Origin of the sequence: Aquirufa sp. (genome assembly GCF_044342065.1) — a bacterium.
Taxonomy (GTDB): domain Bacteria; phylum Bacteroidota; class Bacteroidia; order Cytophagales; family Spirosomataceae; genus Aquirufa.
Genome location: NZ_JBIIQN010000010.1, coordinates 55203 through 71388 on the forward strand (window position 1 = coordinate 55203; position 16186 = coordinate 71388).

A 16186-nucleotide genomic window follows, 5' to 3' on the forward strand; every position below is an offset into this window, starting at 1 on the left:
TTCGCTTATGTCACAAAGCAGACGATTGATTCAATCAAAAGTAGGCCAAGAAGCGCTGTTTCAAGAGGGGATGCGCCATTTTATCAAAGAGGATTATTCAGAGGCAATCTTAGTTTGGGAAAGTTTGATTAGCGCGGTGCCCCAGGAGCCTGCGATCGCTTTTTATTTGGCGAAAGCTTACTTAGCTGAAAAGAACCCTGAAAGTTCATTATTCTATGCCAGGAAGGCGCATGAGCTTTCTCCATATTCCTTGGATTATGGCCTATTTTTTGCCGAGCAACTTTTGGCTGCCAAGCAAGTGCCTGAGGCCATAAGGTGTTTGACAAAACTTAGCCAATACGACGAGTCGCATCCCGAGGTGAATTTGTTGCTTGCACAGGCATATTTGTGGGAGGAAGAAGGGGAGATGGCGTTGAGGTCGCTGGAGCGGGCTGATCATTATGTGGGCGAATATCCGGCTATCATTCGGACGAAAGAGTACATTTTGATGAAACAGCGTCAATTATTGAAGGCTTTGAAAGCGGGTCAACGATTGGTTGATTTAGACGAGGAAGAATTACTTCTATCATGGGATCAAATGGATGTGGCTTGGGAACTAAGTGAGGCGGATTCTGTACAAGCGGGTCTTAGGGAATTACAACGAAAATACCCCGAGCAAGGACAAATAGCGTTGCTGCTGACCAATGGATATTTACATCAAAAGAATTTTGATTCGAGTTTGGTACAATTGCGATTGGCTGCAGAGGATCATGAAATTTTACCTTCCATGGTCGCGCAAATTACAATGAAGGCATTCGAGTTGATTGATGATCCGATCAAATGGGAACAAGCGAACCAATTGGCGAATCATTGGCTTACCATTTATCCAGCGGAGCCTCGATTTTTAGCTATACAAGGTGATTTATTCATAAGTGCTTCCAAATTACAGGAAGGCCAGCGCTATTATTTACTTGCTGCACGCATGGGAGAGCCTAAATACGAAGTCTGGGCACGAATCATTCAATTGGATTTTGAATTGAATGCGATTGATAGCGCAACCGTGCATGCGAAGGAGGCGTTGGTGTATTTTCCGAAACAAGGATTTTTGAATTTTCAAATGGGTTTTGCTCGATATTTACAAGGGAATAATGCGGATGCACTCCGATTTCTGGAGATTGCACGGGGGCTTGCCACTCCCACTGATAGTTGGAATGTAAATTTATTTTCAATAATGGGGGATGTTTACCATGCCTTAAATAGGTCAAAGGATTCAGATGAGGCATTTGATAGAGTACTTGCATTGAATCCTGCGGATGAACATGTTTTAAATAATTACAGTTACTATTTGTCTTTGCGAAGGGAGCGTTTAGATAAAGCGGCCACCATGTCCAAGCAATTGATTGAAAAGTATGCGAACGAGGGTACTTATTTAGATACCTATGCCTGGGTATTGTATCAGCAAGGGAAATATGAGGAGGCATTTCGGTATTTGAATTTGGCTATCGAAGATGATAAATCACAAAGTTCAACGGTTTGGGAACACCACGGAGATGTATTATTTCGATTAGGTCGATTGGATGAGGCGTTAAAAAGCTGGAAAAAAGCCTTGACTTTGCCAAATCCTAACCAAAATCTTGATAAAAAGATTAAGAAGAAGCAAATTGTCGAAAATTGAGATAATTTTGCATATCCAACGAACTATGGTGCGTCATATAGTATTCTTCTCGGTTTTTGTATTGATGCTGGCTTGTAAATCAAATCCTTCAGTTCAGGTTTCTCAGACTATTTTGGGCGATACGGTTGTGATCAAATCATTGGTAGATACCGTAAAAAAAGAGGTGGTTACAGCAGAAGCACGAGTGAATGAAGAAGATTCGAAAATGACAGCTGATGAGTTGGCCTTTGTTTATTTGAAGGCTAAATCGCGGGTCGCTTGGAAGTCGGGTAATAATACCGACAATTATTCCGTTGATATACGTATAAAAAGGGATAGTATTATTTGGGTGAACATTTCACAGGCGGGATTGACGGGTGCGACAGGCGTATTTAATTTGGATCATGTTCAATTGTATCAAAAAATCAGCGGTGAGTATTACAATTTAACGTATGATAGTTTGAGTACGATGATGGGATTTCGGATTGATTTTCGATTGCTTCAATCATTAGTTGTGGGGAATCAACCCTTTAAAAAGAATAATTCTCGGGTGATTCGCGAAAATGAAAATATCATTATCAAGCAGGATTCGGGTCGAATCAAGATAGATAATATGGTGGGGCCAAATCGAAAATTGAAAAAATTATTGGTTCGGGACGAGCCATCGAGTAATAAGCTAACCTTGGATTTTGAAGAATTCACAAATTTGAATCAGGTGATTTTCCCTTTTTCGAGTCAGATAACATTAGATGTTAAAAATAAAGAGGATAAGCGTGTCACTACGGTTATTCAAATTAAATATTCAAAAGTGGAGTTATTGGATACTCCATTAGAGTTTCCATTTCGAATCCCGGCTAAATTTTTGAAAAAGTAATGCGGTATATAGGTGTAATTGTAAGTTTATTGTTTGTGTTTTCTGCTTGGGGACAAGTGGATAAGAAGACACAATTGGAGCAACAAAAAAAGGATAATTTGGCGAAGATAAAGGAGTTGAACTCCATTATTTCGCGTACCTCAAAAAAGAAAAAAGTTTCTATTGGGAAGTTGAATGTACTTAAAGAGCAAATAGTTGTTCAAAAGAAACAAATAAATGTACTAAATGAAAATCAAGAGCTATTGGCTGCGGAGGCAAGCAAATTAACCCAGGAAAGCGATATTTTAGCGGCGAAGCTGGAACGTTTAAAAAAGAATTATGCACTCATGCTCTATGAGGCGCAAAAAGTATCTACCGTTTCAAATAAAATCAGCTTTCTATTACTATCCAAGGATCTAGGGGAGTTTACTCGTCGATTTGATTACTTAAGGCAATTTACGTCAAATCGTAAGGATCAAGCACAAAAGATTTTTCAAACGCGTCAAGATTTGATGACCCAAAAACAAAAAGTAGAGTTTAAAAAGAACGAGGAAAAAAAGGTAATTGTAGAGAAAGAAAAAGAGAAAGCGACGTTAGAAGTATTGAAGAAAAAGGAGTCGAAAGTCGTTACTGTATTAACGCAACAGGAAACGAAGTTGCGAAAGGAGTTGGAGCAAAAAAAATTAGCTATTCGAAAATTAGATAATTTGATTGCGGGTATAGTACAGCGGGAGATTCAAAAGTCTTTAGAAAGAGAGCGCAAATTGCGTTTAGCTGCGCAAGCGCGCAAACTAGAGGCTAGTAAACCTCCAACGCCTAAACCTAAGTTAGAAGAAGGCGTTGTCAAGAAAGATGAAAAGCCGGGCACGGCGATTACCAAGGAAGATGTTCGAGTAGATAAGAAAGAAACGGCAAAGCCGAAAAAAGAGGAGGCGACCGCCAGTTCAAAGGCTGAAGAACCTAAGTTGAATTCATCTACTTATTATATGAATGCCGAAGAGGCGAAGTTGGCAAGTTCATTTTCTGCCTTGCGGGGAAGAATGCCATTTCCTGTACCATCAGGTTTTATATCGGATCATTTTGGTGTACATAAGCATCCTGTGTTGAAGGGAGTAATGGTTAATAATAATGGTGTAGATATTCAGACTTCAGCAGGTTCACCGGTTCATTCGGTGTATGATGGCGTTGTCGCAACTGTTCAAAATATTCCGGGTATTAACATGGTCGTTGCCATTCAACATGGTGAGTACTTTACTGTATATAGTAAACTAGCTAATGTTTCTGTTAGTGCTGGACAAAAGGTAAAAACGGGGCAGCGAATAGGGTCAGTAGCTTCAGATGATGACGGGACATCAGAAATTAATTTTCAGGTTTGGAAAAATACGGTTCATCAAAATCCGGAAAGCTGGCTGAAGCGTTAGATTTTATACAGTATACGCAAACTTATATTTCGACCTTGATCATCTGCAAAGTACCTGAAGCGATTCAAATAGTCTCGATAGGGGGTGTTAAGCGCATTACTAATGCGTATACCTAGGTCAAATTTCTTGAGACTTAGTCCCCAATTTGCTTGAACAAGTTCATATGCTTTGGGTGGAATTGCATAATCGGATCCAGGTTCTACTCGGGTTTGTTCGCTTACTTGAATTAGGCCTACGCTCACATATTGTTTATCCTTCATCCATCGGTAACTAAGATTGTATTCAAATCGATTGGCTGGAATGTTAACTAAATACGTGAAATTATTGGAAACATCATAGGCATGTACAATGCTTGTTTTCTGTTGGAATGCGAGTTTTGGCGTGATTTGATAGTTGGCCTGAAAATCAATCCCTTGAAAAATTGCGTTGATTTGTTCGTAAGAAAAACCGGGAAAGGCACCGCGTACTGTCGTGAAATAAACCGCCTGGCCTTTATTGACCATCGGTCTTAGGTAGATAAAATTTTGAATGTAGTTATGAAAAATGCCGAGTTCAAGCTGTAGATTCTTGGGCGATAGCAGTGTATTTAGGCTAAAATTATAGGCTGTTTCTCCTTTCAAATTAGGATCTCCAATTTCAAAAGCTGCCGCCCCGTGGTGCACTCCGTAAGAAAAAAGTTCATTAACGCCGGGCGCACGGAAGGCCCTAGCCAAGATTAAGTGGTTTTCAAATTTTTCTGTCCAATGATATTTCAACCCCATGCTACCTGAAAGCCCGATAAACTGGTTACTGCTTTGATTTATAATAGTTGAATAGCTGAATTTCGGCCGATGGACAGTGATGTATTTTTCGTCGATGCGAAGTCCTACCTCAAATTCATATTTTTCTTTAACTAGACGTTCAATACCAAATAGGCCTACGGTATTTTGGAAATAATTCGGTAAAAGGCTTGAGGTTAACGTGGGTCGCTTTACCGCTGTACCCGATGTGATATTTTCTTGAATTTGAAAATTTAGCCCAAATTGACCTTTCCATAATTTGCTTGCATTGGACTCATCCCAGATTATTTCACCATTGAAAGTTCTCAGTAAGAAGCGTAGCGTGTTTATACTTCTTCCAGCGCGCAAAACGTCTAATTCAAACCTTTCATCATTTTGTAGGGCTAATGTAGTGCGGATGGCACGACCTTTTGAAAATTGAAATTGGGATTTGAATTTACCTAAAGTATGTGTGACATCTTGGTTAGGTCGGCCAATTTCCCGACGGAACTGCAAAGGGGTGAATTCAGCAAATGGCCTAGACCTGGCGATTGATTTTTCCAAATCGGCAACATTGCCTATATGGGATCCTGCGTAAATTCCGATGACAGAATGAAAATGGCTAATAAAAACATCATTTGACCATTTGTTTTTTTTATAGCCGATGGCGGCAGAAAAATTTTCTTCTTTTACTCCCGTATTGGCAAGGAAATAATCAGCTGTTTGAATATTTCCGCCATTTTTAAGGGTTCCTTGGATTCGCCAGCCCCACCCATTACCATACTTAAATCCACCTTCTAGGCTTCCCGAAAGTACCCCTTGGCGACCATTGGTAAAGTAGATGGATTGAACTTCCCCTTTGATTCCCGCCGTATCTGGTAATGCGTCCGGCTCCATCATGATGATACCAGCAATGGCATCTCCTCCGTAACGTAGTCCGCCAGGACCTTTAATCACTTGTATGTTTTTGGAAACGAACGGATCTATTTCTGGCGCATGTTCACTGCCCCATTGCTGGCCCTCTTGCCTTACACCTTGATTTAATATGATTATACGAGCTGAGTGCATACCATGTATGACTGGTTTTGATATGGTGCTACCTGTTTGTAAACTTTGTACTCCGCTAATGCCTCGCATCATTTCGCCTAAACTTAATCCATCACGTTCTCCACGTTCTTGAGCGCTTAGACTTCCACGTAATTGGGCACTTGTTTCCATTTTCTTGCCACTAACAATGACTTCTTGGAGGTGTTCATCGTGACTTTCAAGGCTGAAATTTTCGCTATGTTTAGCCTCATCTTGGATAGAAACCGGAATTTCGATTGGGTCAAAACTGCTCATTTGACATACCAAAGTGTAGTTGCCGGGACATAATGCATTAATTCTGAAATATCCTTTTTTGTCAGCCTGAGCGTATTTATTTGTTCCTTTAATGTATATGTAGGCGCCCGGAATGGACTCCTTAGTCTCTTTTGAGGTAACATTCCCTTCCAATGTGCACGAGCAATTGTTCGACGATTGTCCCAATACCGGAGGAATCGCGATTGCTAAAAAAAATAACAAAAAAAATATTTGCCGCATAAAGAGGGTACAGACCTTAAATATAAGCCCAAATCATGGAAAAATGTGGGTTTTATGACAAATTCAGGAATAGCGACGACGAATGGTTTTGACTCGTCGATAAAATTTTGTTTATTTTTTTTTGTTTTTTGTTAAACAATTATTTGTTTTGTTTAATCTTTTGGTAAATTTGTTAAACACAATTAAATAAAACAACATGACAGCTTTAGAGTTTTCATATCAAGTAGGGACTTTTTCTAAGTTTTTAAGACCGTTTGCTCTGCGTTTAACACGCGATGGAGATGATGCCAACGATTTGGTACAAGATACCTTGGTGAAGGCTTTTACCAATCGGGAAAAATATTCGGATGGAACAAATTTGAAAGCATGGTTATTTACCATTATGAAGAACACGTTCATTACGCAATACCAACGAATGGTAAGACGTAATACGTTCATCGATACAACAGATAATTTACACTATATCAATTCATCCGAGTCGGTTCAATTAAATGGGGCTGAGCGTTCATTTATGAACGAAGATATTTCATTAGCTATGCGTCATACGGATGAAATGTATCGCATTCCATTCTTGATGTATTTTGAAGGATTTAAATACCATGAGATTGCAGAAGAATTAGATCTGCCTATAGGGACTGTGAAAAATAGAATACATATCGCGAGAAAGACCTTGAAGAGTCATTTAAGTATGTATGCCTAATTCAATCATTTTGAAATAATTAGTTTTTTGGTTAACAGAACATGAAGTAAAAAGTCAGATTTTATCTGACTTTTTCTTTTGCCAAAAGCTTAGCAGTTTTTATTATATTTGTTTAACATGGAAAAGAAAAAAGTCATAGTTATAGGTGCTGGTTTCTCAGGTTTGTCCACGGCTACCGAATTAGTGGATAAAGGATATGAGGTTACCATTTTTGAAAAAAATGAACAAGCAGGGGGGCGCGCTCGCGTATTTAAAGAGAAAGGATTTACGTTTGATATGGGGCCTAGTTGGTATTGGATGCCCGATATTTTTGAAAATTATTTTGCCCGCTTTGGCAAGAAAGTAGCTGATTACTACACGCTGAAAAGACTGGATCCTTCTTACACCGTGATTTTATCGGATACGGATGTCGTTGATATGCCTGCTAATTATGAGCAGTTAAAGTCCCTTTTTGATTCTATCGAACCTGGTGCTGGCCATGCATTAGATCGTTTTTTAGAACAAGCCGCCTACAAATATAAAGTTGGCATACAAGAATTTGTATGGAAACCTTCCACCAAAATAACCGAATTCTTAAGTTTACGAATTTTGATAGATGCCCTGAGAATGGATGTTTTTCAATCGTTTTACAGCCACGTTCGGAAGTATTTTAAATCGCCCACCCTTCTAAAATTGATGGAATTTCCCATTCTATTTTTAGGTGCGATTTCGCAAAATACCCCTGCCATGTACAGTTTAATGAATTATGCTGAAATCAAATTAGGTACTTGGTATCCCATGGGTGGCATGCATAACATTGTCAAAGGAATGGTTGCGCTAGCAGAAGAAAAGGGTGTGAAAATTCAATACCATGCTGAGGTTACCGGTTTTGCCATTGAGGGGGGTAAAGTAAAAGGAGTGAAGACTGCTAATGGCTTATTTGAAGCTGATGCTGTTGTAGCAAGTGCGGATTATCACCATGTAGAGACCTTGCTGGGGGATTCGCATCGAAATTACGATGAGGCCTATTGGGATAAACGTGTCATGGCTCCGTCTTCTTTATTGTTTTATTTAGGGGTAAACAAACGTTTGCCGCGCTTAAAACACCATAATCTATTTTTTGATCGTGATTTTACTGTTCATTCGCATGAAATTTATACGGAGGCTGCTTGGCCTTCGGATCCTCTTTTTTATGCTTCGGCACCATCGGTAACGGATCCATCTGTGGCACCAGACGGATGTGAAAATATCTTTTTATTGATTCCGGTCGCTCCGGATTTGGAGGATACGGAGGAAGTGCGTGAGGTTTATTTTGAACAATTGATGGATCGTTTGGAAGAATACTGTGGAGTTTCTATTCGGGATTCGATTGTTTATAAACGTTCCTATGCACACAAAGATTTTATGGGGGATTATCATGCCTTTAAAGGGAATGCCTACGGCTTAGCAAATACACTTATGCAAACAGCAATCTTAAAGCCTAGTTTGAAAAATAAGCAGTTAGCTAATATGTTTTACACGGGCCAACTGACCGTACCTGGTCCGGGTGTTCCACCATCGTTGATATCCGGTATTGTGGTGGCCAAGGAAGTAGACCAATTATTGAAATAAAAGTAGCATGGATTTATATTTACAAGTTTCATTAGAAGCAAGCAAGCGATTAACACAAGCTTATTCAACCTCCTTTTCTTCGGGAATCAAGACCTTGGACAAAGAGTTTCATGAGGCCATTTATGCTGTATATGGCTTTGTTCGTTTGGCGGATGAGATTGTAGATACTTTTTATGATAGTGATCAAGCCAATTTATTGGCACGCTTTAGGCAAGATACTTACCTTGCGATTGAGGAGAAAATAAGTTTGAATCCCATACTTCACTCTTTTCAATGGGCGGTAAATACCTTCCACATGGAGCGTGAATTAATTGACGCATTTTTGTATTCCATGGAAATGGATTTGACAGATCGAGATTACGATGAGCCTACGTATAAAAAATACATTTATGGTTCAGCTGAGGTGGTTGGTCTGATGTGTTTACGTGTTTTTTGTGCTGGAGACCTAGCTGAATATGATCGATTAAAGTCGGATGCCTGTGCCTTAGGTTCTGCTTTTCAAAAAATCAACTTCTTACGCGATGTAAAATCTGATTTTGAAGATCGGGGGAGAGTTTACTTTCCTGGAATTGATTACGAAAGTTTTACCGAATTACAGAAAAAGGAGATTGAAGCGGATATCCAATTGGATTTCGATGCAGGCTTGCGCGGGATTGAAAATCTGCCTCCCAAAGCAAAAAAAGGAGTTTTGTTGGCTTATGAATATTACATCCGGCTATTTGAAAAAATCAAGCAAGTTCCTGTGGAACGTTTGAAATCAGAGCGTATTCGTGTCCCAGATTGGGAAAAATTGATGATTTATTTGCGCGTTTAACATGGAATTTTGGCTGCTACTTGTCTTGCTTGGCATCATGGCGTTTTTATATGCTTCAGTAGGTCATGGCGGTGCATCAGGTTACTTTGCCGCGTTAGCTTTATTCAGCGTTGCTCCCCTAGTAATGAAACAAACGGCATTGTTGCTGAATCTAGGTGTTTCGTTGATGGCGTTTGGAGCATATTACCAACAAGGATATTTTAGGTGGCGTTTGTTTTGGCCCTTTGCACTTGGGTCTATCCCGGCTGCTTTTTTAGGGGCAAGAATCCCATTAAGTGATTCACTGTATAAACAAGTTTTAGGTTTGTGCTTACTGATTGCCGTGTTGCGGATGCTCGCTACTTTACGGGAAAATCTGGTTAAACCACTTCCTTTGTGGGCCGGTTTGGTGGCTGGGACTTCTATTGGCTTGCTTTCTGGTATGATCGGAATCGGTGGTGGGATTATTTTAAGTCCTGTATTGTTATTGTTCCGCTGGGCCAATTTAAAGGAGGCCGCTGCTGTGTCTGCACTCTTCATTTTTGTAAATTCGTTAGCGGGATTGGCTGGTTTGAAAACCTGGATACCGTTGGATAAATCTTCAATGATTTATTGGCTTCTTGCATCTTTGATGGGAGGTTTTTTGGGGGCTCGCTGGGGAGCGAGGTTTGCTTCCAATACCAAAGTCAAGTGGGTGCTAGCAATAGTTCTTATAATTGCATCGTTTAAATTGTGGTTCGTCTAATTTAATATGCTAGAAAACGTAAATCAAGATACTGGATTTGGAGAGCGAAGCTCCGATATGGGTGGCCGTATGGTGAATAAAGATGGATCGTTTAACATACGTCGTATTGGTATTCGCATGCATAACCGGGTAAGTAATTATCAGAACATGCTGACGATGCCGAGATGGCGATTCTTGACCGTAATTTTTCTTGTGTATTTACTTATTAATTGTATTTTTACTGCGCTTTATTGGTTTACAGGGACGGACGGCTTGCAAGGAATTTCGCATCAAGATGATACTTGGGGACAATTGAAAGAGTTATTCTTTTTTTCAACACAAACGTTAACGACCGTCGGCTATGGGCGTGTAAACCCGGTCAGCGAGATGGCTAATTGGATCGCAGCCATAGAGTCGTTGGTGGGTTTCCTTTCTTTAGCTATCGCTACAGGACTTTTGTATGGACGTTTTTCTCGTCCGCGGGCGTTCATTCGTTTTTCAAATCTGATTGTGTACACGAGTTACAAAGGTGGAAAGGCCTTGATGTTTCGATTAGTATGTTACAAGGACGATCACTTATTAATGAATGCTGAAATTAATGTCAATGTCCGCATTTTGACCCCGGACAATACGTATCGTTTTTATAATCTGCGTCTAGAACGAAGCCGAGTAGACAGTTTGGTGTTAAATTGGACTGTTGTTCATCCCATTGATGAGGATAGTCCCTTTTATGGATTATCTCAAAAAGAGATTGTAACCTTGCAGCCTGAAATCGCTGCTCATTTGACAGGTTTTGATGAGGTGTACTCTTCTACTGTTATCGCGCGTGTTTCGTATGCAATTCAGGATTTTAAATTTGGGTTCAAGTTTTTACCCATGTATTTCAGTAAATCGAGACGAACAGATTTAGATTTATCAAAATTGAATTTGATTGATCAGGAATAAAAAAATCTCGAATATGAGGTATTCGAGATTTTATAAGTTCTCTGGAGCAGATTATCAGTATTTTCTTAGGTGAAATGCATCTAAAAACTGATTTTTGCTAACGCTGCCGGGGTCTTCAGACCCCGGCAGCGTTTACCCCAATTAATTTTTCGAGCCCGTTACTGCCCCTGCTTTTTTGGCGTTTTGAGCCTCCTGCATAGGATTTTGGCCCCCACCATAGCTACGCGGTTGTGCCTTAAATAGTTGTACGCGGGTCGGTTGTGCTGGCTCACGCGGATATGCATTATCATCTGTATCGATGTCCGCAATCTCATAGAATGGGTCTAGCGTCCATTTGACCACTTTTTTTGTTGTTGGAATAATTTTCTTCGCTTCTACATCATTCAGTCGCCACACCTCGGCAGGGAAGCGCAGTACTTCGTCCGTTCCATCCTCGTAATTCAGCTTTACGATGACTGGCATAGGCAATCCACCTTTATTTTTGAAATTGACGACATAGAAATTTTTTCCTTCAGCAACCAACTTGCGCTCGTCCTCGGTCAGTCCACCCAAGTATTCTTGGTATTTTTTCTTCTCTGCCTCTGTCGTTGCAAAGCGATCGTAGGTATTGTAAAAGTCGGTGAGATCCGGATTCTCTTCCACAACAGTCGACTTGATATCTGTCTTATTACGGATGTTGGCCATGGTCTGGCGTTTCGCTTCTGCCTTTTCTTTTTCTGCCGCTTTTTTTGCTACAGGGTCCATATTGTCCACTCCATACCACTCCACCGTCTCGATTGACTGATTCACGGGCTCTGTTCCATAAAACCAACCGCGCCAAAACCAATCCAAATCTACCCCTGATGCATCTTCCAGGGTACGGAAGAAATCAGCTGGGTATGGCTGCTTAAATGCCCAGCGGCGCGCATATTCTTTAAATGCATAGTCAAATAACTCACGGCCCATAACCGTCTCACGTAAAATGTTCAAGGCTGTGGCTGGTTTTGCATAAGCATTGTTGCCAAAATCCATGATATTTTCTGAATTCGCCATGATGGGAACCTGATTCTTTGAATCCAAACGCATGTAGGGAACAATATTTTGTGGCTCTCCCCTACGAGCAGGGAAATTACGATCCCATTCTTGCTCGGCTAAATATTGACAGAATGTATTTAAACCTTCATCCATCCAAGACCATTGACGCTCATCTGAGTTCACAATCATCGGGAAAAAGTTGTGACCCACTTCATGAATGATGACACCTATCATGCCATTTTTTACATTTTCTGTATATGTCCCATCCGTTTCTGGCCGACCGCCATTAAACGATATCATGGGATATTCCATTCCGCCGCCTAAGGTAGCATGGCATGAAATGGCTACCGGATACGGGTAAGCAATAGTTCGTTTGGAGTACGATCGCAACGTATGTGCGACCACCATGGTAGAATATTTTCCCCATAATGGATTCCCTTCTTTGGAATAATACGACATGGCCCAAACTTTTTTCCCTTCGACATCTACTTGCAATGCATCCCAAATAAATTTACGCGAAGCCGTGAATGCGAAATCACGTACATTATCGGCCTTGAATAGCCAGGTTTTTTTACCGGTTGGCTTACCTTTTTCTGCTGCTTCCGCCTCAGCTTGCGTCACAATTTCCACGGGGCGTGTGGCCGTTTTGGCTTGCTCCCAACGCTTTAATTGGGTCGAGGTCATGACTTGATTGGGATTAACTAATTCCCCACCGGCGCCTACGACTAGGTCGTTTGGTGCTGTGATGGCTACTTTATAGTTACCAAAGTTTAACGTAAACTCACCTTGTCCCATAAATTGTTTATGCTGCCAACCATATACGTCGTTGTAAACAGCCATGCGCGGGAACCAGTGGGCAATAAAATAGTTGGCATTACCATCTTTGGCAAAAAACTCATAGCCCGAACGGCCATAGTATTCCGTAATCAAGTAATTCCAATCAATCGCAAAGCTCACCGAACCGCCTGATTTCACGGGAATAGGCAAATCAATGCGCATCATCGTCTGATTAATGGTGTGGCGCAACGGATTTCCTTTACTGTCTTTCACAGCCGTAATTTTATAACCGTATTCTTTTGGATCCGTTAATTCTTTGAATCTGCTTGCGCTGATTCCATTTTTTATTTCTCCCGTCGCGGACGTTTTACTTGCCGAGTTTTTCTCAAATAGATTTTGATCTAATTGAATCCATAAATAAGATAATTCGTCCGGAGAATTATTGAAATAGGTGATGGTTTCCGATCCAATAATCTTGCGGTTTATGTCATCTAATTCAACTTTAATATCATAATCCGCACGTTGTTGCCAATAATCCTTTCCTGGTGAACCACTTGCCGTGCGATAAGAATTAGGCGTAGGTAGGGTCGATTCTAATTGTTCAAAGCGACCATTGGCATTGAATGCCGTTTGCGCAAATGATGGTATTGCGATGCATATCAACAATCCAAGCTTTATAAGTTTGTACATATATGAAGTAGTGTTTCCCCAAAAATAAAAAAAACAATTAAGAATTCTACCATTATATACTATGTAGCTGTGCTATACTATGCTAAAAATTACACGAAAGCATTTGGATTCAACGTTAGAATTTGTAGTTTTGGGCCTTATCAAGCAAAAAATCATCCTATTATTCAAAACACATGAGCGTATTAATTGGACAAAAAGAATATTTCAAAGGAATTGGTCAAATCAAATTTGAAGGTCCCGAATCAGACAACCCTTTAGCATTTCGCTATTACGACGAGAATCGAATGATTGCCGGTAAATCCATGAAGGAGCACCTGCGTTTTGCTATTGCCTATTGGCACTCATTTTGCGGGGATGGAGCAGATCCATTTGGTCCGGGTACACACCATTATCCTTGGGATGTGGCGTCTGATGCGCGTCAGCGTGCTGCCGACAAGGCAGATGCTGCCTTTGAATTTATTACTAAAATTGGTGCTCCATTTTATTGTTTCCATGATGTAGATGCAATTGAAGGGCACAATGATCCGAAGGAATTCACGGATCGCGTGAAATTTATTTCTGATATTTTTGAGAAAAAACAAGCTGAAAGTGGCGTGAAGCTTCTGTGGGGAACGGCGAATTTGTTTTCCAATGAGCGCTACATGAATGGTGCTTCTACGAACCCGAATTTTGAGGTAGTGGCGCATGCGGGTGCGCAGTTGAAAGGTGCTATTGATGCTACCATTAAATTAGGTGGTGACGGTTACGTTTTCTGGGGAGGTCGTGAGGGCTACATGACTTTATTGAATACCGATATGAAGCGCGAGCGGGAGCATTTTGCGCGCATGTTGCACACCTGTGTTGAATATGCACGCCGCAATGGATTCAAAGGAAAATTCTTTATCGAGCCAAAACCATGTGAGCCTACCAAGCACCAATATGATTATGATGCAGCTACTGTGATTGGATTCTTACGCGAGTTTGATTTGTTATCAGAATTTGGATTAAACTTAGAAGTGAATCACGCTACTTTGGCTGGACATACATTTGCGCATGAATGCCAAGTGGCTTCTGATGCGGGGATGTTGGCTTCAATCGATGCCAATCGCGGTGATTACCAAAACGGTTGGGATACAGATCAGTTTCCAACAGACATTTATGAGTGGGCTGAAGCCATGTCCATCATCTTAAAGCAAGGAGGATTAGCTGGCGGTGGAATCAATTTCGATGCTAAGCGTCGCCGTAATTCAACAGATGCTGCAGATTTATTCTATGCACACATTGGAGGAATGGACACGATTGCGCGCTCGTTGATTATTGCGGACAAATTAGCTTCTCATGGCGAAATGGATCGCTTGAAATCAGCACGTTATGCAAGTTTCAATTCGGGCAAAGGCGCCGATTTTGAGGCTGGGAAGCTTAAATTAGAAGATTTGTACCAAATTGCGGTGGAGATTGGGGAGCCTGCTATGATCTCGGGTAAGCAAGAATATTTGGAGAATTTATTAGGTCGTTTTGTCTAAAAAAACGACATTCGGGGTATGATCAAATTCAGATACCTGTTATTTTTTATGCTATTAGCAAAAGCAGTGGGAGCTCAAACACCTGCTGCTTTTTCTACGTCTAAGCCATGGGCCTATTGGTGGTGGCCTGGTAGTGCCGTAACAGAAACAGGAATTACCCATAATTTGGAAGCTTTTGCAAAAGCGGGCTTTGGTGGGCTTCATATTATTCCCATCTACGGTGCTAAGGGCTATGAGTCTGCCTTTCTATCTTTTCTAGGGCCTGAATGGAATCAAAAATTTGCATTCGTACTTCAAGAAGCCAAGAGGTTAAACTTAGGTATTGATATGACCTTGGGCACTGGTTGGCCGCTCGGTGGTCCTACTATACAGATGGCCGATGCTGCCAAAAAATATCAAATAGACTCCGTAATGATTCCCCCGAATCAAGTGTATCAGCTTCCTGCAGGTGATGTACATGCGGCTTGTGTGTATGTTAATGGGCATTATGAGCAAGATTTAATTAGAGACCAAGTGCGTAGTTTTAAGGCAGGAGCTAACGGAGCGTCGGTTTATTTATTGACACAAAAAGGAACGGGCCAACAAGTTAAACGTGCCGCACCGGGTGGAGAGGGCCTGGTGATGGATCATTTTTCAAAGTCTGCTTTAGAAAATTATCAAGCTAAATTTATTCCGCTATTAAAACAGACTAAAGCTCCTTTGCGTGCTATATACAATGATTCTTACGAGGTTTATGGGGCGAATTATACCCCAAAGCTATTTGAAGCATTTGAACGTTTGAATAATTACGATTTGCGAAAGCATTTAAATGTTTTAGCAAAACCGAAGGCTGAAACTGAGGAGGAGAATGCTATTTGGGCTGATTACCATCGCACATTGGCATCTTTATTGCTTACGGAATTTACTCAGCCTTTTGGTGCTTGGATTAATCAAATGGGATTTGTTAGCCGTGATCAAGCGCATGGCTCACCAGGTAATTTATTGGATCTATACGCTGCTGTAGATATTCCTGAAACGGAGTTTTTTGGCAGTAAGTCCTTTCAAATTCCAGGTTATCAAGTTGATCCAGATTACGATCCCATTCGTTTTGGCATTCCTGATGTTCGGAATTTAAAATTAGCGTCTTCGGCAGCCAATTTAACAGGTAAGAAATTGGTTTCTTCGGAAACGAATACCTGGTTAGGTAATCACTTTAAGGTCTCCTT

The 16186-nt window shown here is 40.8% G+C and carries 12 protein-coding genes; 10 read left to right on the top strand and 2 right to left on the bottom strand.

The features are described from left to right. Positions 1 to 7: 7 nt before the first annotated feature. The 3 genes from ACIQZ2_RS05660 to ACIQZ2_RS05670 are packed head-to-tail and all read left to right on the top strand — an operon-like array spanning position 8 to position 3907. Positions 8 to 1654 (top strand): tetratricopeptide repeat protein, encoded by a 1647-nt coding sequence (locus tag ACIQZ2_RS05660; protein WP_395767877.1) that lies wholly within the window; start codon positions 8 to 10, stop codon positions 1652 to 1654. A gap of 25 nt (positions 1655 to 1679) precedes the next feature. Further along, a complete protein-coding gene (locus ACIQZ2_RS05665; protein ID WP_395767878.1) occupies positions 1680 to 2507 on the top strand; it encodes a DUF4292 domain-containing protein in 828 nt (275 codons plus the stop codon). Continuing rightward, positions 2507 to 3907, top strand: a complete 1401-nt coding sequence (locus ACIQZ2_RS05670; RefSeq protein WP_395767879.1) for a murein hydrolase activator EnvC family protein — start codon at positions 2507 to 2509, stop codon at positions 3905 to 3907. Before ACIQZ2_RS05665 ends, ACIQZ2_RS05670 begins: the two co-directional genes overlap by 1 nt. On the opposite strand, the gene ACIQZ2_RS05675 is transcribed toward ACIQZ2_RS05670, so the two are convergent. Further along, positions 3904 to 6246, bottom strand: a complete 2343-nt coding sequence (locus tag ACIQZ2_RS05675; protein ID WP_395767880.1) for a TonB-dependent receptor — start codon at positions 6244 to 6246, stop codon at positions 3904 to 3906. The two genes, ACIQZ2_RS05670 and ACIQZ2_RS05675, sit on opposite strands and share 4 nt — an antisense overlap. A 196-nt stretch (positions 6247 to 6442) precedes the next feature. Between ACIQZ2_RS05675 and ACIQZ2_RS05680 the strand changes: the two genes are divergently transcribed. The 5 genes from ACIQZ2_RS05680 (at position 6443) to ACIQZ2_RS05700 (ending at position 10998) form a co-directional block, all read left to right on the top strand. Further along, entirely contained in the window at positions 6443 to 6946 is a 504-nt protein-coding gene (locus ACIQZ2_RS05680; RefSeq protein WP_395767881.1) for an RNA polymerase sigma factor, read from the top strand. Positions 6947 to 7063: 117 nt separating this feature from the next. Further along, positions 7064 to 8536 (top strand): phytoene desaturase family protein, encoded by a 1473-nt coding sequence (locus tag ACIQZ2_RS05685; protein WP_395767882.1) that lies wholly within the window; start codon positions 7064 to 7066, stop codon positions 8534 to 8536. 7 nt (positions 8537 to 8543) lie between these two features. Then, positions 8544 to 9350, top strand: a complete 807-nt coding sequence (locus ACIQZ2_RS05690) for a phytoene/squalene synthase family protein (protein WP_395767883.1) — start codon at positions 8544 to 8546, stop codon at positions 9348 to 9350. 1 nt (position 9351) lies between these two features. Then, a complete protein-coding gene (locus ACIQZ2_RS05695) occupies positions 9352 to 10074 on the top strand; it encodes a sulfite exporter TauE/SafE family protein (protein ID WP_395767884.1) in 723 nt (240 codons plus the stop codon). Positions 10075 to 10080: 6 nt separating this feature from the next. After that, entirely contained in the window at positions 10081 to 10998 is a 918-nt protein-coding gene (locus ACIQZ2_RS05700) for an ion channel (protein ID WP_395767885.1), read from the top strand. 141 nt (positions 10999 to 11139) lie between these two features. On the opposite strand, the gene ACIQZ2_RS05705 is transcribed toward ACIQZ2_RS05700, so the two are convergent. Then, entirely contained in the window at positions 11140 to 13479 is a 2340-nt protein-coding gene (locus tag ACIQZ2_RS05705) for a M1 family metallopeptidase (RefSeq protein WP_395767886.1), read from the bottom strand. A 173-nt stretch (positions 13480 to 13652) separates the two neighbouring features. Between ACIQZ2_RS05705 and xylA the strand changes: the two genes are divergently transcribed. Beyond that, positions 13653 to 14981 (top strand): xylose isomerase, encoded by a 1329-nt coding sequence (gene xylA / locus ACIQZ2_RS05710; RefSeq protein WP_395767887.1) that lies wholly within the window; start codon positions 13653 to 13655, stop codon positions 14979 to 14981. A gap of 18 nt (positions 14982 to 14999) precedes the next feature. Next, positions 15000 to 16186: glycosyl hydrolase (locus ACIQZ2_RS05715; protein ID WP_395767888.1), on the top strand; the 1187-nt coding region annotated here is incomplete at its 3' end.

Excerpts from the sequence above, each read along its gene's own strand:
- ACIQZ2_RS05665 (WP_395767878.1), top strand. The coding sequence starts at position 1,680 with ATGGTGCGTCATATAGTATTCTTCTCGGTTTTTGTATTGATGCTGGCT.
- ACIQZ2_RS05705 (WP_395767886.1), bottom strand. The coding sequence starts at position 13,479 with ATGTACAAACTTATAAAGCTTGGATTGTTGATATGCATCGCAATACCA.
- ACIQZ2_RS05670 (WP_395767879.1), top strand. The coding sequence starts at position 2,507 with ATGCGGTATATAGGTGTAATTGTAAGTTTATTGTTTGTGTTTTCTGCT.
- xylA (WP_395767887.1), top strand. The coding sequence starts at position 13,653 with ATGAGCGTATTAATTGGACAAAAAGAATATTTCAAAGGAATTGGTCAA.
- ACIQZ2_RS05700 (WP_395767885.1), top strand. The coding sequence starts at position 10,081 with ATGCTAGAAAACGTAAATCAAGATACTGGATTTGGAGAGCGAAGCTCC.
- ACIQZ2_RS05675 (WP_395767880.1), bottom strand. The coding sequence starts at position 6,246 with ATGCGGCAAATATTTTTTTTGTTATTTTTTTTAGCAATCGCGATTCCT.
- ACIQZ2_RS05660 (WP_395767877.1), top strand. The coding sequence starts at position 8 with ATGTCACAAAGCAGACGATTGATTCAATCAAAAGTAGGCCAAGAAGCG.
- ACIQZ2_RS05680 (WP_395767881.1), top strand. The coding sequence starts at position 6,443 with ATGACAGCTTTAGAGTTTTCATATCAAGTAGGGACTTTTTCTAAGTTT.
- ACIQZ2_RS05695 (WP_395767884.1), top strand. The coding sequence starts at position 9,352 with ATGGAATTTTGGCTGCTACTTGTCTTGCTTGGCATCATGGCGTTTTTA.
- ACIQZ2_RS05690 (WP_395767883.1), top strand. The coding sequence starts at position 8,544 with ATGGATTTATATTTACAAGTTTCATTAGAAGCAAGCAAGCGATTAACA.
- ACIQZ2_RS05685 (WP_395767882.1), top strand. The coding sequence starts at position 7,064 with ATGGAAAAGAAAAAAGTCATAGTTATAGGTGCTGGTTTCTCAGGTTTG.